The 23,051-nt window shown below is 71.2% G+C and carries 18 protein-coding genes and 1 pseudogene; 7 read left to right on the forward strand and 12 right to left on the reverse strand.

Features of this window, described 5'->3' with window-relative positions; all coding sequences use genetic code 11:
- Positions 1 to 43: 43 nt before the first annotated feature.
- Positions 44 to 2,140, forward strand: coding sequence for an MDR family MFS transporter (locus tag ACK8N7_RS26760; RefSeq protein WP_500444362.1), 2,097 nt, complete (start codon positions 44 to 46; stop codon positions 2,138 to 2,140).
- Between the two features lie 128 nt (positions 2,141 to 2,268).
- On the opposite strand, the gene ACK8N7_RS26765 is transcribed toward ACK8N7_RS26760, so the two are convergent.
- On the reverse strand, positions 2,269 to 2,766 hold the full coding sequence (locus ACK8N7_RS26765; protein ID WP_403208512.1) for a GNAT family N-acetyltransferase: 498 nt from the start codon (positions 2,764 to 2,766) through the stop codon (positions 2,269 to 2,271).
- A 52-nt stretch (positions 2,767 to 2,818) separates the two neighbouring features.
- On the opposite strand from ACK8N7_RS26765, the gene ACK8N7_RS26770 reads away from it, so the two are divergent.
- Positions 2,819 to 3,979, forward strand: coding sequence for a serpin family protein (locus ACK8N7_RS26770; RefSeq protein ID WP_403208514.1), 1,161 nt, complete (start codon positions 2,819 to 2,821; stop codon positions 3,977 to 3,979).
- 217 nt (positions 3,980 to 4,196) lie between these two features.
- Positions 4,197 to 6,269 (forward strand): bifunctional glycosyltransferase 87/phosphatase PAP2 family protein, encoded by a 2,073-nt coding sequence (locus tag ACK8N7_RS26775; RefSeq protein ID WP_500444363.1) that lies wholly within the window; start codon positions 4,197 to 4,199, stop codon positions 6,267 to 6,269.
- Positions 6,270 to 6,282: 13 nt separating this feature from the next.
- On the opposite strand, the gene ACK8N7_RS26780 is transcribed toward ACK8N7_RS26775, so the two are convergent.
- Positions 6,283 to 7,536: a cytochrome P450 gene (locus ACK8N7_RS26780; RefSeq protein WP_500444364.1), complete on the reverse strand. Its 1,254-nt coding sequence runs from the start codon at positions 7,534 to 7,536 to the stop codon at positions 6,283 to 6,285.
- A 326-nt stretch (positions 7,537 to 7,862) separates the two neighbouring features.
- Here ACK8N7_RS26780 and ACK8N7_RS26785 point away from each other — a divergent pair, with 326 nt between their 5' ends.
- Complete coding sequence (locus ACK8N7_RS26785) at positions 7,863 to 9,041, forward strand: steroid 3-ketoacyl-CoA thiolase (protein WP_403208520.1); 1,179 nt, start codon at positions 7,863 to 7,865, stop codon at positions 9,039 to 9,041.
- Positions 9,042 to 9,410: 369 nt separating this feature from the next.
- Here the strand turns inward: ACK8N7_RS26785 and ACK8N7_RS26790 are convergent, their stop codons facing one another.
- Positions 9,411 to 11,645: an arylsulfatase gene (locus tag ACK8N7_RS26790; RefSeq protein ID WP_403208522.1), complete on the reverse strand. Its 2,235-nt coding sequence runs from the start codon at positions 11,643 to 11,645 to the stop codon at positions 9,411 to 9,413.
- Between the two features lie 296 nt (positions 11,646 to 11,941).
- On the opposite strand from ACK8N7_RS26790, the pseudogene ACK8N7_RS26795 reads away from it, so the two are divergent.
- Positions 11,942 to 12,125 (forward strand): annotated as a pseudogene (locus ACK8N7_RS26795) (hypothetical protein); the annotation flags it as partial.
- On the opposite strand, the gene ACK8N7_RS26800 reads toward ACK8N7_RS26795, so the two are convergent.
- From ACK8N7_RS26800 to ACK8N7_RS26830, 7 genes are all read right to left on the reverse strand, one after another.
- Positions 12,109 to 12,983, reverse strand: a protein-coding gene (locus ACK8N7_RS26800) for an IS5 family transposase (RefSeq protein ID WP_500444365.1) whose coding sequence is annotated in 2 segments (ribosomal slippage) — positions 12,109 to 12,959 and positions 12,959 to 12,983 — 876 coding nt in all. Because the reading frame shifts where the segments join, the coding sequence is not laid out codon by codon here. The pseudogene ACK8N7_RS26795 and the gene ACK8N7_RS26800 overlap by 17 nt on opposite strands.
- Positions 12,984 to 13,028: 45 nt before the next feature.
- Positions 13,029 to 13,865: an ECF transporter S component gene (locus ACK8N7_RS26805; protein ID WP_403209077.1), complete on the reverse strand. Its 837-nt coding sequence runs from the start codon at positions 13,863 to 13,865 to the stop codon at positions 13,029 to 13,031.
- Positions 13,866 to 13,867: 2 nt separating this feature from the next.
- Positions 13,868 to 15,652: an ABC transporter ATP-binding protein gene (locus tag ACK8N7_RS26810; RefSeq protein WP_500444366.1), complete on the reverse strand. Its 1,785-nt coding sequence runs from the start codon at positions 15,650 to 15,652 to the stop codon at positions 13,868 to 13,870.
- Positions 15,649 to 16,818, reverse strand: a complete 1,170-nt coding sequence (locus tag ACK8N7_RS26815; RefSeq protein ID WP_403208528.1) for an energy-coupling factor transporter transmembrane component T — start codon at positions 16,816 to 16,818, stop codon at positions 15,649 to 15,651. The genes ACK8N7_RS26810 and ACK8N7_RS26815 overlap by 4 nt, the downstream gene beginning before the upstream one ends.
- Positions 16,815 to 17,564, reverse strand: a complete 750-nt coding sequence (locus ACK8N7_RS26820; protein WP_403208530.1) for an SCO2322 family protein — start codon at positions 17,562 to 17,564, stop codon at positions 16,815 to 16,817. The genes ACK8N7_RS26815 and ACK8N7_RS26820 overlap by 4 nt, the downstream gene beginning before the upstream one ends.
- A complete protein-coding gene (locus ACK8N7_RS26825) occupies positions 17,561 to 18,826 on the reverse strand; it encodes an SCO2321 family membrane protein (RefSeq protein ID WP_500444367.1) in 1,266 nt (421 codons plus the stop codon). The genes ACK8N7_RS26820 and ACK8N7_RS26825 overlap by 4 nt, the downstream gene beginning before the upstream one ends.
- A 358-nt stretch (positions 18,827 to 19,184) precedes the next feature.
- Entirely contained in the window at positions 19,185 to 20,231 is a 1,047-nt protein-coding gene (locus ACK8N7_RS26830) for a Strvi_7410 family MBL fold metallo-hydrolase (RefSeq protein ID WP_500444368.1), read from the reverse strand.
- 194 nt (positions 20,232 to 20,425) lie between these two features.
- Between ACK8N7_RS26830 and ACK8N7_RS26835 the strand changes: the two genes are divergently transcribed.
- Positions 20,426 to 21,895 (forward strand): aldehyde dehydrogenase, encoded by a 1,470-nt coding sequence (locus ACK8N7_RS26835; protein ID WP_403208536.1) that lies wholly within the window; start codon positions 20,426 to 20,428, stop codon positions 21,893 to 21,895.
- A complete protein-coding gene (locus ACK8N7_RS26840; RefSeq protein ID WP_018511746.1) occupies positions 21,895 to 22,128 on the forward strand; it encodes a ferredoxin in 234 nt (77 codons plus the stop codon). The genes ACK8N7_RS26835 and ACK8N7_RS26840 overlap by 1 nt, the downstream gene beginning before the upstream one ends.
- An 89-nt stretch (positions 22,129 to 22,217) precedes the next feature.
- Here ACK8N7_RS26840 and ACK8N7_RS26845 read toward each other — a convergent pair whose 3' ends face one another.
- Both ACK8N7_RS26845 and ACK8N7_RS26850 read right to left on the reverse strand, forming a co-directional pair.
- Complete coding sequence (locus tag ACK8N7_RS26845; RefSeq protein WP_500444369.1) at positions 22,218 to 22,397, reverse strand: hypothetical protein; 180 nt, start codon at positions 22,395 to 22,397, stop codon at positions 22,218 to 22,220.
- Between the two features lie 241 nt (positions 22,398 to 22,638).
- Positions 22,639 to 22,896 (reverse strand): hypothetical protein, encoded by a 258-nt coding sequence (locus ACK8N7_RS26850; protein ID WP_403208542.1) that lies wholly within the window; start codon positions 22,894 to 22,896, stop codon positions 22,639 to 22,641.
- Positions 22,897 to 23,051: the final 155 nt, after the last annotated feature.

Consider the following 23,051-nt stretch of genomic DNA (forward strand, 5'->3'; position numbering starts at 1 on the left):
CCAGGATGGGGGTGTAGTGGATCAGCGGATCGAGGAGATGCCCATGGCCCAGCAGCTGAGCCCGCAGCCCATGGCCCCCGGCGAAGGGCAGTCCCACCGGACCGTCCTGGTGGCGATCGGCGCGCTGCTCCTCGGCATGCTGCTCGCGGCACTCGATCAGACCATCGTCTCCACGGCGCTGCCGACGATCGTCAGCGAGCTCGGCGGCCTGGACCACCTCTCGTGGGTGGTCACCGCCTACCTGCTGGCGGCGACGGCGGCGACACCGCTCTGGGGAAAGCTCGGCGACCAGTACGGCCGCAAGAAGCTGTTCCAGGCCGCGATCATCATCTTCCTGATCGGCTCGGCCCTCTGCGGGGTCGCCCAGAACATGCCCCAGCTCATCGGCTTCCGTGCCGTCCAGGGGCTCGGCGGCGGCGGGCTCATGGTGCTCTCGATGGCGATCGTCGGCGACATCGTCACACCGCGCGAACGCGGCAAGTACCAGGGCCTGTTCGGTGCCGTCTTCGGAGTGACGAGCGTCCTCGGACCGCTCCTCGGCGGATTCTTCACCGAACAGCTCAGCTGGCGCTGGGTGTTCTACATCAACCTGCCGATCGGCGTCGTCGCGCTGCTCGTCATCGCGGCCGTGCTGCACATCCCGGTCCACCGCGAGAAGCACACCATCGACTACCTCGGCACCTTCCTCATCGCCTCCGTCGCCACCTGTCTGATCCTCGTCGCCTCGCTCGGCGGCACGACCTGGGACTGGGGATCGGTGCAGATCATCGCGCTCGCGGTGCTCGCCGTCGTCCTGCTGATCGCGTTCGTCGCAGTCGAGCGGCGGGCGGTGGAACCGGTGCTGCCGCTGAAACTCTTCCGGGTCAGGACCTTCAGCCTCGTCGCCGTGATCAGCTTCATCGTCGGCTTCGCGATGTTCGGCGCGATGACCTACCTCCCCACCTTCCTCCAGGTGGTCCACGACATCACGCCGACCATGTCCGGTGTTCACATGCTCCCGATGGTCATCGGCATGCTGCTCACCTCGACCGGCTCCGGCCAGATCGTCAGCCGCACCGGCCGCTGGAAGGTCTTCCCCCTCGCGGGCACCGCACTCACCGCCGCCGGCCTCCTGCTCCTCCACCGGCTGGACGAGTCCAGCTCGACCTGGCAGATGAGCGCGTCCTTCTTCGTCTTCGGCGCCGGGCTCGGCCTCGTCATGCAGGTCCTCGTCCTCGTCGTGCAGAACGCGGTCTCCTACCAGGACCTGGGCGTCGCCACCTCCGGCGCGACGTTCTTCCGCTCCATCGGCGCCTCCTTCGGCGTGGCCATCTTCGGCACCGTCTTCACCAACCGGCTCACCGGCCAGCTCGACAGCGCGCTCGCGGGCCGGTCCCTGCCGCCGGGCGTCGACGCCGACCGGCTGGCGGCCGACCCCCGGTCCATCCAGATGCTCCCCGCCGACCTGCGTCCCTCGATCCTCAGCGCGTACTCCACCTCCATCACGGACGTGTTCCTGTACGCGGCCCCCGTCGTCCTCGTCGCCTTCGTACTGGCCTGGTTCCTCAGGGAGGACAAGCTCCGGGGCTCGGTCACCGCCCCCGACACCAGCCAGACGCTCGCCTCCAACCCGGTGGAGCGCTCCTCGTACGACGAGTGCGCCCGCGCCCTGTCGGTGCTCGCCACCCGGGAGGGGCGCCGGGAGATCTACGAGAAGATCACCGCGCGCGCCGGGTACGACCTGCTGCCCGCGGCCAGCTGGCTGCTGCTGCGGATCAGGCGGCACGGCACCGTCGAGCCCGCCCGGCTCGCCGAGGTCACCCCCGTATCGCTGCGGGTGATCACCGACGCGGCCCGGCAGGTGGAAGGGCGTGGACTGGCCCGCCGCGAGGGGCTCCAGATGATCCTGACCGATGCGGGGGCCGAAGCCGTCGTGAAGCTCTCCCAGGCCCGGGAGGACTCCCTCGCGGAACTGCTGGGCGACTGGTGGGGGCCCGAGCGCCCCACCGACCTGGTCAAGCTCGTCGCCGAGCTGACCGCCGAGGTCAGCGGTTCGAGCAAGGAGCGCCCGCACGCGCCGGCTCCGCCCCGCGACCACGCGGCGGACCGTCACCACGACATCGACCACCCGGACCGTGGCCGCCCGGACCACACGGCCTGACGGGAATACACGGCACTACACGGCCTGGCGGGACCGGCTGGTCTGACGTGACCACAGGGCCTGACCACACACGGCCTGACCACACACGGCCTGACGGAGCCCCCGCGCCGGGGAGCCCCGGGAGCCCCTCACAGCTCCTTCGCGAACCAGACCTCCGCGTACGGGTTGCGCCGGTGGAAGGCCGGCACCTCCCCGTAGCCGTGCTTCGCGTACAGCCCACGCGCCTCGACCAGGTCGTTGCGGGTGTCCAGCCGGAGCAGCCGCACCCCGAGCGCCCGCGCCTCCTCCTCGATCGCGGCCAGCAGCAACCCGCCCCCGCCCGTCCCCCGGAACTCCGGCCGTACGTACACCCGCGTCAGCTCCGCCGTACCCGGCACGGTCTCCTCCGTCAGCACCAGCCCGGCACAGCTCGCGGCCCTGCCCTCGTGGCGGCCGACGACGAACTGGCCGGTCGGCGGCAGCAGCAGGCCGGCACCGTCGTCGGCGAGGCCCTCGGCCAGCTCCGCGGCGGTGGCGGGCCGCTGCCAGTAGCGGCTCGCGACCTCGTCGTAGTAGTCGCGACGCAGAGCCGTGGCGTCGGGGGAGTCGAATCGTTCGTGGGTCACGGTCCAGTTCACGTGGGGCATTCTTGCTCCTTCACGGCCGAAGGACGACGTGATTTATGTGCAGGGGGCACCAGTGAACGGACCGACCACCGAAGCCGATTCCCACGCCGACACCGGCTCCGCCGCGCGGGCCCGGGCCGTCCAGCACCTCGCCGACCGGTGGATACGGGACGCCCTGGCGACCGGGAAGCCGGCGGAGGGCGGCAGCTTCGTCTGCTCGCCCGCCGGGCTGTGGCTGGCGCTCGCCGCCGTGGCCGCCGGGGCGCGCGGCGGGACCGCCCGGGAGCTGCGGGCGCTGCTCGGTACGGCGGACCGGGAGGCGGCGTCCGTCGTGACGGCGGCGGCCCGTGAGCTGGCGCTGACCGGGGCGCTGGGGGTGGCGACCCGGGTGTGGAGCCGGGTGCCGGTGACCGACGCGTACCGCGAGTCCCTGCCGGACGTCCGCTTCGACGCGATGGACCCGGCGGCGGCCGACGCCTGGGTACGGGAGGCCACCGGCGGGCTGATCGGGCGGCTGCCCCTGGAGATCACCGACGGGACCCTGCTCGCCCTGGTCAACGTCCTGGCGCTGAAGGCCCGCTGGGAGAAGCCGTTCGATGCCTGGCGGACCCGGGACCTCCCGTTCACCGACGAGTCCGGGGCGACCCGCCCGGTGCCGACCATGGCCAAGGACGTGCCCCTCGCCGATGTCCGGGTCGTGGACGGCACGTACGTCGTCGAACTGCGCTGCACCGGAGGGCCGGGCGGTACCGGAGGGCCGGGCGGCGGCGGGGCCCGGGTCAGGTTCGTCCTGGGGGAGCCGGGCGCGGGCGCCGGCCGGGTGCTGCCCGCCGGGTGGGCGGACCGGGCGGCGGGTGCCCCGCCGGCGGCGGACCGGGTGACCATCGCGCTGCCGCGCCTCACCCTGCGTACGCGCGTGGCCGTCACCGGGCAGCTGCCCGCGCTCGGGATCCGGCTGGCCACCTCCGACGCGGCGGACTTCTCCGGCCTCTCGCCCGAGCCGCTCGCCATCTCCGACGTGGTCCAGGAGGCCGTGCTGAAGGTCGCCGAGGAGGGGGTGGAGGCCGCGGCCGTGACGGTGGTCGCCATGCGGGCAGGGAGCGCGGCCCCGCCGCCGCAGAGGCTCCTGCACCTCGCCTTCGACCGCCCGTTCGGCGTCGTCGTGCTGCCCGCCCACAGCGATGTCCCGCTGTTCGCGGCCTGGCAGGCGGACACCCCGGCCGACCCGGCCTGAAGCCTCCCTGCGGCCGCCGCAACCACCCGATCGTCCTTCCGGGCAAGCACCGGGCAAGCACCGGCCGAGCACCCGCCCGGTATCGGCCCGGCACCGGGCAAACATTCTTCCGGACAAAAGCGTGATGACAGTCAGGCAAAGAGGGGGTTGATTGTGTCTACCTCGTAGGGCAATGCGAGGCTTCATCCGGCACTGCCCCGAGTCGAAGGGGCGGGGCATGGATCGGTGGGAGGGTCGGCGCAGCGTGACAAATGCGGATCACAGTGTGCGCGGTGACGCGGTGGCGGACGCGGAGACGAGGACCGGGCTGACCCGGGCCCTGCTCTGGCTGGTCGTGGCCGTGCTGGCGGTACGGCAGATGGCGGTGGTGCTGCGGCAGCCGCCCGGTGAACGGCTCACCGATCTGGAGACCTGGATCGGGGAGAACGGCGTCCTGCACGTGACGGGCTCGCTGTACGACAGCGGCCGGTTCACCGGGACGCCCTTCGCCGGTCTGGTGCTGAAGCCCCTGACCGCTTCGGCCGAGGCCTCCCTCGGTATCGCGTGGACCTTCGGGTCCCTGCTCCTGGTGGCCGCCCTCGGCGTCGTCGTCGCGCGCGCCCTGCCCGCGCCGGTCGGCCGGCGTACGGCGCTGCTCGCGGTGCCCGTCGCCATCACGCTGCTCATGCTGTCGCTGCCGGTCCGCAACACCCTCCACCTCGGCCAGACCAGCATCCTGCCGGTCCTGCTGGTGCTGCTGGCCTGCTTCGTCGTCCGGGAACACCGGTTGCAGGGCGTCCTCGTCGGCCTCGCGGCCGCCCTGCAGCCGACGCTCCTGCTCTTCGCGGCGCTGCTCTTGCTGACCGGGAAGCGGCGGGCCTCGGTGACCGCCGGTGCTGCCTTCGCCGTCTGCACGGCCGCCGCCTGGGCCGCGGTGCCGAAGGACTCATGGACGTACTGGGTGCACCATGTCGCGGGCGCCGGGCTCGGTGAGCGGCCGGACAGCCTGGCCAACCAGTCCCTCCACGGCGCCCTGCTCCGGCTCGGCTTCGAGGGGCCCGCGGAGATCGCCCTGTTCCTCGTCCTCGCCGCCGCGGTCACCGTCATCGGCGTGCGCCGCGCGGTCCGCTACGCCCAGGACGGGCAGCTGCTCCTCGCGGTGGCCGTGACCGGCTGCGTCGTCGTGGCCGTCTCGCCGACCGCCTGGCAGCACCAGCTGCTGTGGGTGCTCCTGGCCGTCGTCGGCAAGGTCGGCAAACGCGCCTCCGACCGGCTGGTCTGGCCCGCCGTCGTGGTGCTCGTCATCACGCTCCCCGCCAAGATGCTGCTCCCGAACGTCGGCCTGGTCATCCCCGTACGGGACAACGTGCTGCTCCTCGCGGCGCTCGGCGCGGCCTGCTTCGCCCCGTTCCTGCTGCGCACCTCGCCGTACTGGCAGCGGCCGATCCCCACCGACCACGCGAGACCGGTCGCCGCCCGCTTCGGACGCGTGCCGCTGATGCCGTTCTGGCGCCGGGTGCTCCACCGCCCCAACCTGCTGCTGGAACTCCTGCTCATCCGGGTCGTCTACTCCGCGTACGCACAGGTCCGCCTCGCCGCCACCGCGGGCCGCCCGCTCGCCGAGGAGCACGGCCGGCAGATCCACGCCATCGAGCAGTGGCTGCACATCGACATCGAGCTCTGGGTCAACCACACGGTCGTGCAGATCACCTGGCTGCGGGAGTTCTTCGACTACTACTACTCGACCTTCCACTTCATCGTCCCGCTGACGATCCTCGGTGTGCTCTACGCGCGCAGCCCCGCCGACTACCGCTGGGCCCGCACCTCCATCGGCTTCGCCACCCTGCTGGCGCTCGTCGGGTTCTGGCTCTACCCGCTGGCCCCGCCCCGCCTCATGCCGGGCCTCGGCTTCATCGACACCGTCCACGGGGTGCAGGACTTCGCGAAGCCCGACTACGGCACGCTGACCACCGTCACCAACCAGTACGCGGCGATGCCGTCGCTGCACTTCGGCTGGTCGCTGTGGTGCGGGGTGGTGATCGTGATGCTCGCCCCGAGGATGTGGATGAAGGCGCTCGGCCTGCTCCACCCGCTCTTCACGATCGCGGCGATCGTGGCGACCGCCAACCACTGGGTGCTGGACGCGGTGGGCGGTGCGCTGGTCGTCTCGCTGGGCTTCGGGCTGACGTATCTGCTGTCCGGACCGCGGAAGCTGGTGACGGAGGAGAAGCAGCCGGCGGAACCCGGGCGGCCGGAGCCAGGAGCCACCCGGGCGGCCCGGCGTCAGGAGTCCGAGGACGCACTCACCTGAAGCCGGCCCGGCGTCAGGAGTCCGGGGACGCACTCACCTGAAGCTGCTTGATGCCGTTCAGCCAGGCCGAGCGCAGCCGCCGGGGGGCCTCCAGCAGCCGCAGATCGGGCAGCACATCGGCGATGGCGTTGAAGATCAGGTCGATCTCCATCACGGCCAGCGACTTGCCGAGGCAGAAGTGCGGCCCGCCGCCCCCGAAGCCGAGGTGCGGGTTGGGGTCGCGGGTGATGTCGAAGGCTTCCGGGGCGTCGAAGACCTCGGGGTCGTTGTTGGCCGAGGAGTAGAACAGCCCGACGCGCTCGCCCTTCCTGATCCGCTGACCGCCCAGCTCCAGATCCTGGGTGGCGGTCCGCTGGAAGGCGACGACCGGTGTCGCCCAGCGCACGATCTCCTCGGCCGTGGTCTTCGGGCGCTCCCGCTTGTAGAGCTCCCACTGCTCGGGGTGGGTGAGGAAGGCGTGCATGCCGTGGCTGATCGCGTTCCGGGTGGTCTCGTTGCCGGCCACCGCGAGCAGGATGACGAAGAACCCGAACTCGTCGGAGGACAGGTTCCCTTCACCCTCCGCCGCGACCAACTGGCTCACGATGTCCTGGGCCGGGCACTCCTTGCGGGCCGCCGCCAGGTTCATCGAGTACGCCACGATCTCCATGGCCGCCTCGGCTCCGACCTCCTCGGTGATCGCGTACTCGGGATCGTCGTACGCGGCCATCTTGTTGGACCAGTCGAAGATCTTCGAGCGGTCCTCCTGCGGTACGCCGATGAGTTCGGCGATCGCCTGGAGCGGCAGCTCCACCGCGATGTTGTTGACGAAGTCGAAGGAGCCGTCGGCACCGGCCGAGGCGTGGGCGGTCTCCACGATGGAGCGGGCCCGCGCCCGCAGGGTCTGCTCCAGCGAGCGCACCGCGCGCGGGGTGAAGCCGCGCTGGACGATCTGGCGGACCCGGGTGTGTTCCGGCGGGTCCATGTTGAGCATGATGAGTTTCTGGACCTCGATCTGGTCGCGGCTGATCGTCTCGTTGAAGCGGATCACCGCGGTGTTGGTGTTCGAGGAGAACAACTCGGGATGCGTGGAAACGTACTTGACGTCCGCGTGACGGGTGACGGCCCAGTACCCCTCGTCGCCGAAGCCGGAGATGTTGGTGGGCTGGGTGCACCACCAGACCGGTGCGGTCTGCCGCATCAGGGCGAACTCCGGGTGCGGTACCCGGGCTTGCAGGAGGTCGGGGTCGGTGAAGTCGAACCCGTCGGGCAGATGGGGGCAGCGCATGGGCACCTCTCCACTCCGGATCTGGCGGCGAACCGTCCGACAGCCGCCTTTGCCTGGCGTTCCTGACGCTCCATCAGAATCTGCCCGCAAGGTAGTAACGAGTTCTACAAGTCGCAAGGGCCCTGGCCGGATCTGTTCCCCGCGGCCGTCGCGCGCAGTCGGCCGCCCTGATGCGGGGGCGCGCGCAAGGGGTGTACGCGGTCCGTGCACGCCCCTTGCGCAGCCGGTCCCGCGTCACGAGACTGCTTGCAGAACTAGAACGCGTACTAGTTCCTTCCGTGGGCGCCGGGACGCCCCCAGCGGAAGCGCGAGGAGAGGACGAGCTCATGGCCGCGGAACCCGTCATCGTCGAAGCCGTACGCACCCCGATCGGCAAGCGTGGAGGCGCGCTCGCCAATCTGCACCCCGCCTACCTGCTGGGCGAGACCTACCGTGAACTCCTCGGCCGCACCGGCATCCAGGCCGACTGCGTCGAACAGATCGTCGGCGGCACCGTCACCCACGCCGGGGAGCAGTCCATGAACCCGGCCCGCAACGCCTGGCTGGCCGTGGGCCTGCCGTACGAGACCGCCGCCACGACGGTGGACTGTCAGTGCGGCTCCTCGCAGCAGGCCTCGCACATGGTCGCCAACATGATCGCCGCCGGAGTCATCGACGTGGGCATCAGCTGCGGCGTCGAGGCGATGTCGCGGGTACCGCTGGGCAGCGGCTCCAAACACGGACCGGGGAAGCCCTGGCCCGACGAGTGGAACGTCGACCTGCCCAACCAGTTCGAGGCCGCCGAGCGCATCGCCCGCAAACGCGGCCTGACCCGGGAGAAGGTCGACGCACTCGGCCTGCTCTCGCAGCGGCGGGCCGCCGAGGCATGGGCAGAGGAGCGGTTCAAGCGCGAGACGTACGCCGTCCAGGTCCCCACCACCGAGGAGGAGCAGTCGGCGGGCGAGGGCATGTGGCGGCTCGTCGACCGGGACGAAGGGCTCCGGGACACCTCGATGGAGGCGCTCGCCGGGCTGAAGGCGGTCATGCCGAGCGCGATCCACACCGCCGGCAACTCCTCGCAGATATCCGACGGCGCCTGCGCCCTCATGTGGGCCTCGAAGCGGATGGCCCGCGCCCTGAAGCTCAAGCCCCGGGCCCGGATCGTGGCCCAGGCCCTGGTCGGCTCCGACCCGCACTTCCACCTGGACGGCCCGATCGACGCCACCCGGGCGGTGCTCGGGAAGGCGGGCATGTCGCTGAAGGACATCGACCTCGTCGAGATCAACGAGGCGTTCGCCTCGGTGGTGCTCAGCTGGTCCCAGGAGTTCGAGGCCGACCTCGACGGCCTGGATAAGGTCAACGTCAACGGCGGCGCGATCGCGCTGGGCCACCCGGTCGGTGCGACGGGCGCGCGCCTGATCACCACCGCCCTGCACGAACTGGAACGCCGCGACAAGGAGTTCGCGCTCATCACGATGTGCGCGGGCGGGGCGCTGGCCACGGGGACGATCATCCAGCGGCTGTAGGACTTACCTGGCCCTTCAGGAGCCCAGGGGGCCGTTCACCCCTAGGCCGTGTATCGGAAGTGAATCCGGCCTTGGGGCACATCGGTAGAACCGTTGGCACCGAGATTGATCATGGGGTCTGACTGCCGATCGCCGTGTTCGGGTGCGGCTGGACCTGGTGGCGTTCGCGGAGGTTGATCTCAGTTCCGGCGTGGGCCCGGTAGAGACTGCCAGCCCTCAGGCGCAGCAGCGCTGCCTCAAGGTTGCGCGCCGCGCCGTTCGCATTGAGGTCGTTGGGGCTGTCTGGGAGGACCCCGAACAGGTAGCGGCCGACTCCTTGGTCATGGGTGCGCCCTGCCACCTGCACGAACGATTGGTGGGGCGGTCGGCTTACTGGCGGGCCATGTGCATGCGCATCTCGCTCTCGGCGTCGACGATGAGGTCGCCGGACAGGTCGACGGTGACGCTGTGGAGGGTGCCGGTGAAGCGGAACGGTGACTGGTAGTCGGGGGTGATGGCCGAGCCGGGGTTGGTGCCGCAGGCCATGCCGCCCGGGTTGAAGGCGATCGGGGTGGTCACCGGCATGTCGCTCTGCCCGACGAGGCGGCCGTCGACGTACAGCTTGGCCCGGCCGGGTGCGCCCTTGCCCTGAGCCATGTCCGGCGCGCCCGTGGGCTCGAACTCGAAACGCAGTGCGTGCCGGCCCTCGGGCACGCTCTCGCTGGAGATCACGTGGTGCAGGGCCCGCTGGACGTAGTTGTGGGCGTAGTGCAGGTGGCCGTCCTTGACGTAGAGGGACCAGCCGCCGGCGTTGGTGCCCTGGCAGAGCAGGACGCCCTGCGCGCCGCCGGGCGGGATCTCGACGTCGGCGGTGACGCTGTGCGGGCGGTTGAGGACCCGGGGCGCGACCGCGGCGGGCACGGCCTGGGTACCGGAACGGAAGGTGTAGCTGGTGCGGTTCTCGGTGATCTGCGGGCGCTCGGTCATGATGCGCTGCAGGACGCTGCCGTCGATGGGCATCACGTTGTACTTGCCCGCCTCGACGTACCACAGCGCGATCATTTCGATGAGTTTGCTGCGGTGCTCCTGGGCGAGGTTTTTGGTTTCGGCGATGTCCTCGTCGACGTGGTAGAGCTCCCAGTGGTGGGCGTCGAGGTCGTCGAGGTCCGCCATCGTGATCGGAGTGCCGAACGGCCGCTCGGACTCCTCGAATGAGGGGCCGGGCCAGGGGCATACCGCCCGCCATCCGTCGTGGTCGATCGCCCGGTGTCCGAGCATCTCGTAGTACTGGGTGCGGTGGCGGCTCGCTGCGCCGGCGTCGTCGAAGGTGTGCGCGAAGCTGACCCCGTGCAGGGGCGACTGGGTGACACCCCGAATGGTCGCGGGCGCCTCGATGCCGAGCACGTCCAGGACGGTGGGGACCATGTCGATGATGTGCGCGAACTGGTCGCGGACCTCACCGCGGGCCCGGATCCCGTCGGGCCAGTGGACGAGGAACGGGTCGCTGACGCCACCGCGGTAGGTCTCGCGCTTCCACCGCCGGAACGGGGTGTTGCCCGCCCACGTCCATCCCCACGGGTAGTGGTTGAACGTATCCGGGCCGCCGATCTCGTCGATCCGCACCAGGCTCTCCTCCAGCGTCTCGGGCGCGTTGTTGAAGAACTGCATCTCGTTGGTGGTGCCGGTCACCCCGCCCTCGGCGCTCGCACCGTTGTCGGAGACCACCATGATCAGCGTGTTGTCGAACTCGCCGGTCTCCTTGAGGAAGTCCATCAGCCGCCCGAGGTGGTGGTCGGTGTGGGACAGGAACCCTGCGTAGACCTCCATCAACCGCGCGGCAAGTCTCCTCGCCTCCGGCGACAACGACTCCCACGCGGGCACGTCCGGATCGCGCGGGGACATCTGCGCGTCTGCAGGCACAACGCCGAGCTCCTGCTGCCGGGCGAAAGTCTGCTCACGGTAGGCGTCCCAACCGTTGTCGAACCGGCCCTCGTAGCGGTCCGCCCACTCCTGCGGCACATGGTGCGGGGCATGCGTCGCACCGGGGCACAAGTTCAGGAAGAACGGCTTGTCCGGGGCGACCTGCTTGGCGTCGGCGATGAACGACATCGCCCGCTCGACCAGGTCCTCCGTCAGGTGGTAGCCCTTCTCCGGCGTAGCCGGCGGCTCGACCTGGTGGTTGTCGTGCACCAGGTCCGGATACCACTGGCTAGTGTCGCCGCCCAGGAACCCGTAGAACCGCTCGAAGCCCCGCCCCAGCGGCCACCGGTCGTACGGGCCCGCCGCCGACTCCTGCTCCGAGGGCATCAGGTGCCACTTGCCGACCATGTATGTGTTGTAGCCGCGCTGCAGCAGCATCTCCGACAGGAACCCGTTCTCGAACGGGATCTGCCCGTCGTAGCCCGGGTAGCCGGTGGCCAGCTCCGTGATCGCCGCCATGCCGTTGGCGTGGTGGTTGCGGCCGGTGATGATGCAGGAGCGCGATGGCGAGCACAGCGCCGTGGTGTGCATGTTGTTGTAGAGAAGCCCACCCGCGGCCAGCATGTCCAGATTCGGCGTCTCGATCGGACTGCCGTAGCAGCCCAACTGCCCGAAACCGGTGTCGTCGAACACGATGAACAGCACGTTCGGCGCACCCGCCACCGCCCGCACCGGCTGCGGCCACGCCGGACTCGACTCATCGGTCGTCCGACCGATAACCCCCGGAAACCGTTGCCCCGGCCGGTACTCACTCCACGACGACTGCGCCACCGGTTCTCCATCCCACCGACCGGCGAAGGAGCCGGTGATGCTTGTGCGGCCTTCCACGACCCTAGGGCCCTGCCACCGACGCGGAATTCGAATCGGACTGCCGGCGACCGGACTTCTCCACGCTAGGCCGCCACCATCACCCCCGCCATCGGAGTGCGCCGTTTGGTCCTTCTCTGGACGCTGTAGAGCTTGGGCGGCCCTCCGGCGTCACCCATGAGGTGGTGTCCCGACTGGCAGGAGCACAACATCGTGCGCGAGGACGACTTCGTCTGCGTCCTCTGCGGCAGCGATCTGCCTGCGGTGTGGAACGTGGATCCCACCGCGCCAGGGCCGAGGGTCACAGCCACTCGGTGATGGCAGCGACGAGGACGGTCGCCTCGTAGCGGACAGCGAGCTTGTCATAGCGCGTGGCGACTGCACGCTGTCTCTTGAGGCGGTTGATTCCGCACTCGACCGCGTGACGCTCGCGGTAATCGACCGCGTCGAAACGTGGCGGCCGACCACCGAGGGAGCCGATTCTTTGTCGGTTGCGCGCCTGGTCGGCCTTGTCCGGGATGGTGCAGCGGATTCCCCGGCGGCGCAGGTAGGCGCGGTTCTTGCGGGAGGCGTACGCCTTGTCAGCCCGCACCCGGTTGGGGCGGACGCGTGGCCGGCCCGGCCCGATGCGGGGCACGCGGACCTTTGCCAGCACGGGTTCGAACTGCGGCGAGTCCCCGCGCTGCCCGGCCGTAACCACGATCGACATGGGCTTTTGGCCCTGCTCAACTGCCAGGTGCAGCTTGGTGGTGAACCCGCCGCGCGACCGTCCCAGCCCATGGTCACGGGGCTCGTCAAAGACGCCGCCCGGTGGTTCCTTCTGCAGGTCGCCCTGTTTGCGAGCCCCGGCTGCATGCTGATGGGCGCGGCATACGGTGGAGTCGACACTCAGGTCCCACACGATTTCCCCCTTCGCGTCAGCCAGGGACTGGAGCCAGGTGAGGATCCGCTGCCAGGTGCCGTTCCGCTGCCATCGGCGGAACAGGTCGTAGATCCGGCCCCACGGCCCGTACTCGACGGGCACGTCCCGCCACGGAACACCGGTCCGGACCCGGAACCGTATGCCGTCGATCAACTGCCGCCGAGGCGAGACGGGCGGCCGCCCCGCCTTCGTCCCCTTCGGCAACAACGGCTCCAACACCACCCACTGCTCTCCGTGAGATCTCCCCGACCCATGAACCGTGATCATTCATCGTTCGAGATCCACCTTCGATACACGGCCTAGGGCCTGTCGGGCTCCCCGAACCCCACCCGCGCGTCGAACGCCGCCCGCCGGGTCGCCCGGCGCAGCGCCTTCAGCAGGGTCGGCCCGACCGTGAGCGTCAGCACGACGGTGAGCACCGCCCGCCCCAGGTCCCAGCCCAGCGAGGTCGCCGCGCAGTAGGCGAGGAAGCGCACCAGGTTCTCTTGGAGCGGGTCGCCCGCGACGAACGAGATGCCCGAGCCCAGACCGGGGACGATCGTCCAGCCGTACAGATTCATGATCGTGCCGTACGCGAACGCTGCCACGGACCCGTAGACCGCGAGCATCGCCAGCTCCGCCCGGCCGCGCAGCCGGTCCGCGCCCGGCAGCAGCCCCGCGCCCATCGTGAACCAGCCCATCGACAGCATCTGGAACGGCATCCACGGCCCCACCCCGCCCGTGAGCAGGGCGGACGCGAACATCGTCACCGAGCCGAGCACGAAGCCGAAGCCGGGGCCCAGCACCCGCCCGCTCAGCACCATCAGGAAGAACATCGGCTCCAGGCCCGCCGTGCCCGCCCCCAGCGGACGCAGCGCCGCCCCGACCGCCGCCAGCACACCGAGCATCGCGACGGCCTTGGCATCCATGCCGGACTCCGAGATCGTCGCCACCACCACCGCGACCAGCAGCGGCAGCAGCGCCGCGAACAGCCACGGCGCGTCCTGCGCGTGCGCGAGACCCGACCCGGCACCGGCGAGCAGCGGCCACCCGAAGGCGACCACCCCGACGGCGCTGACCAGCACCAGCGCGGCCACCGACTTCGGCCCGAGCCGCACGGGCCGGGGGGCCCGGTTCCGTACCCCCTCCGTCGTCATACTCACGCGCCCGCCTCCAGCGCGCCGCGCACCTGGGAGACGGTCAGCCACTCCTGCGGGGCCAGGATCTTCGCCGTCTGCGGGGCGAAGGCGGGGGAGGAGACCACCACCCGCCCGGTCGGGCCGTCCGCGACGACCTCCCCGTCGGCGAGGATCACCACCCGGTGGGCCAGCTCCGCCGCCAGCTCCACATCGTGCGTCGCCAGGACGATCGCATGGCCCTCGGCCGCCAGCGACCGCAGTACGCCGACGAGCCGCCCCTTCGCCGCGTAGTCCAGGCCCCGGGTCGGCTCGTCCAGCAGCAACAGCGGCGGGCGGGCCGTCAGGACCAGGGCGAGGGCGAGGGCGAGCCGCTGGCCCTCGGAGAGGTCGCGGGGGTGCGTGGCGTCCGCGACGCCCGGGAGCAGTTCGGAGACCAGCGCCCGGCAGGTGCCCTCCGCCGCGCCCGCGTCCCGGTCGGCGGCCGCGCACTCGGCGGCCACCGTGTCCGCGTACAGCAGATCGCGCGGCTCCTGCGGGACCAGGCCGACCCGGCGGATCATGGTGCGCGGATCGGTACGGGCCGGGGCCAGGCCGCCGACGCGTACGGTGCCTGAGGTGGGCTCGACCATGCCGACCAGGGCGCCGAGCAGCGTGGACTTGCCGGCCCCGTTGCGGCCCATCAGGGCCACCGTCTCGCCCGGGGCCACGGTGAGCGTGACCCGCCGAAGCGCCTCGATCCGGCCGCGCCGCACGCTCAGCCACTCGACCCGGGTGACGGGGTCGGCGGCGGGGGCCGCTTCGGCAGATCCCTTACGTCCCAGCAGCCGGGCGATCCGGCCCGGGCGGGGGCCGGGGGATACGGGCGGGGGCGCGACGGACGGGTTCACGTTCACGGGGGGCCCCGGCGGCGCGGCGGACACGTCCACGGAGGGCTCCGGCGGCGCGACGGACACATTCGCGGCCGGCCCCGGCGGCGCGGGCGGTTCGGCCGACGCCAGCCGGGCCCGCAGCTCGCCCGCCCCGCGCCGGGCATCGCGCACCGACAGCGGCAACGGGTCCCAGCCCGCCAGCAGCCCCAGCTCCGCGACCGGCGGCCGCACCGGCGAGATCGCCATGATGTCGGCGGGCGGCCCGATCACGGGGGTGGCGCCCGGCGCGGGCAGCAGGACGACCTGGTCCGCGTACTGCACCACCCGCTCCAGCCGGTGCTCGGCCATCAGCACGGTCGTCCCCAGGTCGTGGACCAGCCGTTGCAGGACCGCCAGAACCTCCTCGGCCGCTGCCGGGTCCAGGGCGGACGTCGGCTCGTCGAGCACCAGGACCTTGGGGTGCGGGGTCAGCACCGAACCGATCGCCACCCGCTGCTGCTGGCCGCCCGACAGGGTCGCGATCGGCCGGTCCCGCAGCTCGGCCAGGCCCAGCAGATCGAGCGTCTCCTCCACCCGGCGGCGCATGACGTCCGGCGCCAGGCCCAACGACTCCATGCCGTAAGCGAGTTCGTCCTCGACCGTGTCCGTGACGAAGTGGGCCAACGGGTCCTGCCCCACCGTGCCGACCAGGTCGGCCAGTTCACGCGGCTTGTGGGTGCGGGTGTCGCGCCCGCCCACCGTGACCCGGCCGCTCAGCACGCCGCCCGTGAAGTGCGGGACCAGCCCCGAGACCGTACCGAGCAACGTCGACTTACCGACCCCCGACGGGCCGACGAGCAGCACCAACTCCCCTTCCGGGACCGCGAGATCGACGCCGGACAAGGTGGGCCGGTCCGTCCCGTCGTACCGCACGGAGACCTGCTCGAACCTGATCACGCCTGCTCCTCGATGCGACGGTCGTGTTCTTCGAAGCCCCGCGCCGACGGGGGTAGGGGGGCGACCAGCGCGGGCAGCAGCCCGATCAGCACGGCCGCCGCCGGCCAGAGCGGCAGCACCGGCGCGGTCAGCGGTACGACCCCGGGGTGCAGCGCCTCCGGATCGACCGAGCCCGCCCAGATCATCGCGGCCGCCACCACCGCACCCGACCCCGCCACCAGCCAGGCCCGTACGCCCCACCGGTCCGGGCGGTAGCGGGTGCGCACCGAACGGCGGCCGCCCAGCCGCAGCCCCGCCATCGCCGCGACGAGCCCCGCCAGCAGAACGGGCAGCCCGTACACGGCCCCCTGCGCGGCCAGCAGCCCGTACGTGCCGGCGCACACCCCGAGCAGCCCGCCCAGGGTGAGGACGTTGGTGGTGTGCCGGACGGCGGGCGGGACCTGGGCGGTACGCCCGTACCCCCGCGCGTCCATCGACGCGGCCACCGCCACCGACCGCTCCAACGCCCCCTCCAGCACCGGCAGTCCGATCTGCGCGACGGCCTTCACCCCACCGGTCGGCCGCCCCCGCAGCCGCCGCGCGGTGCGCAGCCGGACCACATCGGCGACCATGTTCGGGGCGAACGTCATGGCGACGACGACGGCGACCCCGACTTCGTACAGCGCACCGGGCAGGGACTTCAGCAGCCGGGCCGGGTTGGCGAGCGAGTTCGCCGCGCCGACGCAGATCAGCAGCGCGGCCAGCTTCATCCCGTCGTAGAGGGAGAAGACCAGCTGCTCGGCCGTGACCCGGCCGCCGATCCGCACCCCCTGCGCCCAGTCGGGCAGCGGCACTTCGGGGAGCGTCAGCACGGTGTGCGAGCCCGGGATCTGCGAGCCGAGGAAGACGGAGAAGAGCAGGCGAAGCGCCACCACGAAGAGCCCGAGCTTGATGAACGCCCCGTACGAGCGGGCCCACGGCGCGTCCGTGCGCCGGGCCGCCACCACATACCCCGCCACCCCGACCAGCAGGCCGAGCAGCAGCGGGTTGGTCGTCCGGGAGGCGGCGGTGGCCAGCCCCAGCGCCCACAGCCACCACGCCCCGGCGGGCAGCGCGTTGGAGCGCCCCGCCTCGGGCGCGTGCAGGGCACGCCGGAGCAGCCGGGCCGCCCCCGGGGAGCGCGTCATCGGCGCCGGCGGGCCTGGAACACGGCGGCTACGCCCAGCAGCAGGACGGCCCCGATGCCGACGAGGAGACCGGCGGAGGGGCCACCGCCGCTGCCGCCATCCCCGTCATCCACGCCATCCGCTGCCGGTGCCGAGGAGGCGGCGGGCGCGGAGGGCTTCCCGCTGCCGTCCTTCTTGCTGCCGTCGCCCGACACCTGCTCGCCGCAGCCCGACCTCGGATAGCCCGAGATCGCGCAGATCATCGCGCTGCTGTCGTACCGCAGCGGCTTCGCCACCGAGGCGAGCGCCTCCGCGCTGCTGGCGTCCGGCGCGACCTGGGCGCAGGCGGTGCGCAGTGCGGGCGGCTCCTCCCCGTCCGGGGCGTCCGCCGCCGTACCGGGGTCGATCACCAGGGCGACCCGCTTCGAACCGTCCTTCGCCGGGGTGTCCGCGCAGACCGCCCCGAAGTCGGGGGCGCGGCGCGGCTGGTCGGCGTCGGCGGAGTCCTCGCTGACGGAGAACCGGAAGCCCTGGACCGTACCGTCGTCGGGGCGCAGCAGGGAGGGACCCTGGGTGGCGTACGCCCACGTCTTGCCGTTGCCCTCCCAGAAGGACCAGTAGCGGTACCCGGCGGCCTCGGCACCGCCCGCCCCGAGCAGGACCGCCGAGGCGGCGAGCAGGGTGGTGAGGAGAGCGGCGACCGGAGCCCGGAGCCCTGCTCCGGACGGTGTGCGCCGCTCACCGGCGCACCCGGCACGATCCGTCACGGCTGCTGCTTCTTCCGGCGCATGGAGAGCAGGAAGCCGATGCCCGCGCCGAAGAGCAGACCGATGCCGACCAGCCACCACAGGCCGAGCCCGCCGTCGTCGCTCTCGGTGCCGCTGGAGGGCTGCGGACCGCTCGGCGTCGGCGAGGGGAGCGCGGTCGCGGCGGGGGAGGGGCCGGTCGCGTTGAGCTGCTTGACCAGGTCGGTCCCGCCGAAGTTGCGGGCGTCGGCGCCGGTGGCGTGCGCGGCGAAGATCAGCTGCGCGGAGGCGGCGGGCCCGCCCTGCTTCGCCCAGGTCCCGGCGTTCTTCTCCAGCCACTTCACCGAGGCGGCGGCCTTGTCCTTGTGCCCGGAAGCGGCGAGGGAGACGACCGCGTCCGCCGTGTTGCCGAAGTCGGGCTGCGGCTCGGCGTCCTCGGCACCCGGCATCGGGGGCTGCTCCAGGTAGGGGGAGGCGGCCAGGGTCGCGGCGAGGTAGTGGGCGCCGTTCTGCGCGCTCTGCTCGGCGGTGAGGTCGTCGCCCTTGCTGCAGACGGGGTCCTTCACCGCGTTGGCGTCCCCGACGGCCATGCCCTTGCCCAGCAGCCCGAGCACGGCGGCGGCCGACGCGTCGTTGTTGGCGACGAGCTCGCCCTTCTTGCCGGGCTGGTAGGCGAAGGCGCCGCCGTCCTCCTTGCCGCACGGGATGGCCAGGGCCTGGAGCGCGGTGTAGGGGGTCTTGCCGTCGGCGGTGGTCACCTCGCCGATCGGGACGCTCGTACGGGCGAGGGCGCCGATCACGACGGCGGTGGAGTTGGCGTCGCTGGGGCTGCCCGGGTTGTACCCCCAGCCGCCGTCCTCGTTCTGGACGGACTTCAGCCAGTCGGCCCCGTTGTCGGCGGCGTCACGGTGCTGGTTCACCTCGACGAGCGCCTGCACGGCGGCGGCCGTGGCGTTGGTGTCCATCACGGTCGACGCGTCGCACGGCTTCGCGGGGTCCCGGTAGGAGGTGAACGCGCCGCTGTCGCACTGCTGCCCCACCAGCCAGTCCACCGCCTGCGTCGACGGCGTGACGTACTCGATCTTCTGGGCGAGGAAGGCCAGCGACTGCCGCCACACCCCGTCGTACGTGGGGTCCGTGGTGCCGTAGAGCCCCGGCGGCAGCTCGGCCGACGGGGAGGGGCTCGGTGCGGCGACCGCGACGGATGCGGCCGCGAAGGGTGCGGCCGCGCCCAGAAGAACGGCGGTGGTCGCGAGCGCGGCTGCGCTGCGGCGTACGGTCATGGCGGGCTGTGCCTCTCCTGCGGGGGCCGGCTCTCCCGGACGCACGAGGGCACCGGGCTCCGGCCCCGTATACCTCGACGGTGCCGGCCACCGGGGTCCCGGTGGCCCTGGGGCCCGTGGTCACACTGCCCCCACGGCCCCTCGCCGCTCACGCTCCGCGGACAGGGCGTTCCGGCTGCCGTCGGGCGGACGGTTCACGGCTGGGGCCGGCGCCGGATTCGCACCGGCTTCCCCCTGTACGGGCATGATGACGACCTGCCCACTCTACCGGGCTGTAGCGTCCCTCCCCGGGGCGGCGGACCGCCAGCGTCGTGGCTGCGTGCCGTACGTGACTGCGTGCCGTAGGGGACGAGGCGGCTCACACCGAGATGTACGTGACCGGGTCGCTGCCGGCCACCGCCTCCGCGCGCCCGAGCTTCACCAGTCGGCGCAGATGGGACTCGGCCTCCGAGACGGCGATGGACCGCGAACCGTGCGGGATCTGCTCCCAGGGACGGTTCCACTGCATCCGCTCGGCCAGCTGCCACGGGGTCAGCGGCGTGGCGAGCAGGGCGAGCAGCCCGGTCAGCCGCTCCTCGTGGTGGTCCAGCAGCTCCTGCACGCGCCCGCCCGCATCGGTGAACGCGTGCTGGTGGGCGGGGAGCACCTCGGCCACCCCGAGCCGCCCGATCCGCTCCAGCGAGGCGAGGTAGTCCCCGAGCGGATCGGTGACCGTGGTGTCGTCGGGGTCCTCGTACAGCCCGATGTGCGGGCTGATCCCGGGCAGCAGGTGGTCCCCGGAGAAGAGCCGCCCGTGCCCCGGCAGGTTCGCCGGATGCCGCTCCTCCAGATGGAGGCAGACATGGCCCGGGGTGTGGCCGGGGGTCCAGACGGCGCGCAGCCGCCGCCCGGCGAGGTCGAGCAGCTCGCCGGGCACGATCTCGCGGTCCGGCAGGGCGGCGCGCAGCCCGGGCAGGGTCCGCAGCCGGCCGCGGCTGCGGGCGGTGAGCAGGGGGGCGAGGTGGTCGTCGGGGGCGCCGACGGCGGCGAGCTTCCGGGCGAGGTAGCCGAGCCAGGTACCGGGCTCGGCCTCCCGCGTGCGCCGGACGATCGCGGTGTCCGCCTCGTGCATCGCGATCCAGGCCCCGGAGGCCTCGCGGACCTGGCCGGAGAGCCCGTGGTGGTCGGGGTGGTGGTGGGTGATCACGACGCCTTGGACGTCGGTGACGGAGGTGCCGAGCGCGGTGAGCCCGGCCGTCAGGGCGTCCCACGATGCCGGGTCGTCCCACCCCGTATCGATGAGGACGGGCCCCCGGTCGGTGTCGACGAGGTGGACCAGGGTGTGGCCGAGCGGGTTGTCCGGGATGGGGACCTTGATGCTGTGGACGCCCCCGCCGTGGTCGGTCACCTGCGTCACCTGCGTCATGGGCTTCCCATCTCTGCTCGGCGGCGTGCGCTGATCCCACTGTAACGAGAACTTGTTCCAGTGGTAGCCCGGGTCTACCACTTTCTCGCTTCGTGGGTACGGTCCGCACCGTGGACTCCTGGAACAGGAACTGGTATCAGTTCTGACGAGCAGTCAGGTACGTAACGTGTGCGGTTTCGCGGGAGGCAACAGCCATGACGGAACTTACGGAGCTTGTGGAACACGGAAAGCTGTTCATCGGCGGGGAGTTCACAGACCCGCTGGGCACCGACGTCATCGAGGTGATCTCCCCGCACACCGAACAGGTCATCGGCCGCGTGCCGCACGCCTCCGAGGCCGACGTGGACCGGGCTGTCGCAGCGGCCCGCCGCGCCTTCGACGAGGGCCCCTGGCCCCGGATGACGCTGGTCGAGCGGATCGCGGTGATCACCCGGATCAAGGACGCCTTCGCCGTACGGTACGAGGAGTTCGCGCGCCTGATCAGCGCCCAGAACGGCACCCCGTACAGCGCGAGCGTGATGGTGCAGGCGCTCGCCGCGATGATGGTCTGGGACTCGGCGATCACGGTGGCGCGCACGTTCCCGTACGAGGAGCGGCGCGACGGAGTCCTCGGCCCCCTCCTGGTCCGCCGTGAACCGGTCGGAGTGGTGGCGGCGGTCGTCCCGTGGAACGTCCCCCAGTTCACGGCCGCAGCGAAACTGGCCCCAGCGCTGCTGGCAGGCTGCACGGCAGTCCTGAAGGTCTCCCCGGAAACCCCTCTGGACGCCTACCTCTTGGCGGAGATCGTGGCGGAGGCGGGCCTGCCGCCCGGCGTCCTCTCCATCCTCCCGGCCGACCGCGAGGTCAGCGAGTACCTGGTGGCGCACCGGGACATCGACAAGGTCTCCTTCACGGGCTCGGTCGCGGCGGGCCGCCGCGTGATGGAGGTCGCCTCCCGCAACCTCACCCGCGTCACCCTCGAACTGGGCGGCAAGTCGGCGGCGGTGATCCTGCCGGACGCGGACCTGGAGGCGGCGGTCGCGGGCATCGTCCCCTTCGCCTGGATGATCAACGGTCAGGCGTGCGTGGCCCAGACGCGCATCCTGGCCCCACGCTCCCGCTACGACGAGATAGCCGAAGCGTTCGCCGCAGCGGCCGGAGCCCTCCGCGTGGGTGACCCCCTGGACCCGACCACCGAACTGGGCCCATTGGTGGCCCGACGCCAACAGCAACGCTCCCTGGACTACATCAGGTTGGGTCAGGAGGAAGGCGCCAAGATCCTCACCGGCGGCAACCGCCCGTCCTCCCAGGAGCGAGGCTGGTACGTCGAGCCGACCCTCTTCGGCTCGGTCGACAACTCCATGCGCATCGCCCGCGAGGAGATCTTCGGCCCGGTGATCTGCCTGATCCCGTACGGCGACGAGGACGAGGCCGTACGCATCGCCGACGACTCCCCGTACGGCCTCAGCGGCAGCGTCTGGACGGCGGACACCGAACGCGGCATCGACATCGCCCGCCGCGTCCGCACCGGCACGTACAGCGTCAACACCTTCAGCCTCGACATGCTCGGCCCGTTCGGCGGCTACAAGAACTCGGGCCTGGGCCGCGAGTTCGGCCCCGAGGGCTACGGCGAGTTCTTCGAGCACAAGATGATCCACCTCCCCGCCGGCTACCAGGAGGCATGATGGGCGACCGCTGGCACGTGGAGGTCGACCGCTCCGTCTGCATCGGCTCCGGCATGTGCGTGAACCACGCCCCGGACGCCTTCCACCTGGACACCGCCCGCCAGTCCCACCCGCGGGAGGAGGACCGCGACGCGGGGGAACAGGTCCTTGCGGCGGCGGAGGGATGCCCGGTGGAGGCGATCACGCTGACGCTGGTGGGGTCGGGGGAGGTGGTGTTTCCGCCGGAGGAGTGACGGTTGAGGAGCTGGGCGCGGCACAGCGACCGGGGCCGCGGGCCCTGTCGGCGGCAGCGGCCCCGCCGTCATACATGACAGACGCAGTATCAGAAGCATTCGCCCACGAGGCAGTCGTAGTGTTCGGCGTCCGCCTCGGTCAGGACGTCGCGTCGTAGTTCACGGAGTGGCGCGGGGTCCTCGGCTTCCACCAGGCCGGACGCGGTGAGTTCACCGATGACAGGAGTGCCACCACCACCCGGACCTCTCGCCGGTCGAATGAATGACACCAATCGAATATCCTTTCCGCTGCCTCTTCACTTGCCTCCCGGGAAAGTGATGTCCTTCAGCAGGGTGATGATCTCCTTCAGTTCGAACGCCAACTCCGGAGGCGCACGCCGCACATGCGATCTTCTTGTCAGTAGCGCGATCGATTGTCCGGCTATCACCGGTGAAGCGCTCGACGCCTGGCCTCTGGCCGGAGGCTCTGCGATGCGGTGATGAGAATTTTCGTGGCTTCTCCGAGAGAAATCATTCCCGTTCACGCAACATCCGTGCGATATCGATATCACGTTGAAGCGCGCTCAGCCGAGGTGGATTTCTCGTGTCGTCCGACACCACTGCGTGCAAGCGATCGCCGACCTGCGGAGGGGCCACATCGTTGGATCGCCAGGACGGATGTTTGACCTGGTCGATGAAGCCCGTGATGCCGTCAGCGCAAACTTGACACCCGACCGACGCGACAGCGGTGATCGCTACATCGACTTCTTGTTCATTTTTCCAAGCCATTACGGACCTCCAAAGATCCCCTTTCGGTTGGTTCGTTGAATCTTTCTAGTTTTTCCACTGGGATCGCAAACTCCAGTCTTACGGCACCATTTTGGGGATGTTTCTGTCGTGAACCTTTACACGTTCAGCAAATTCCGAGAGGGATGATTGAAAGA

This window comes from Streptomyces griseobrunneus (genome assembly GCF_046713465.1).
Classification (GTDB): Bacteria; Actinomycetota; Actinomycetes; order Streptomycetales; family Streptomycetaceae; genus Streptomyces; species Streptomyces microflavus.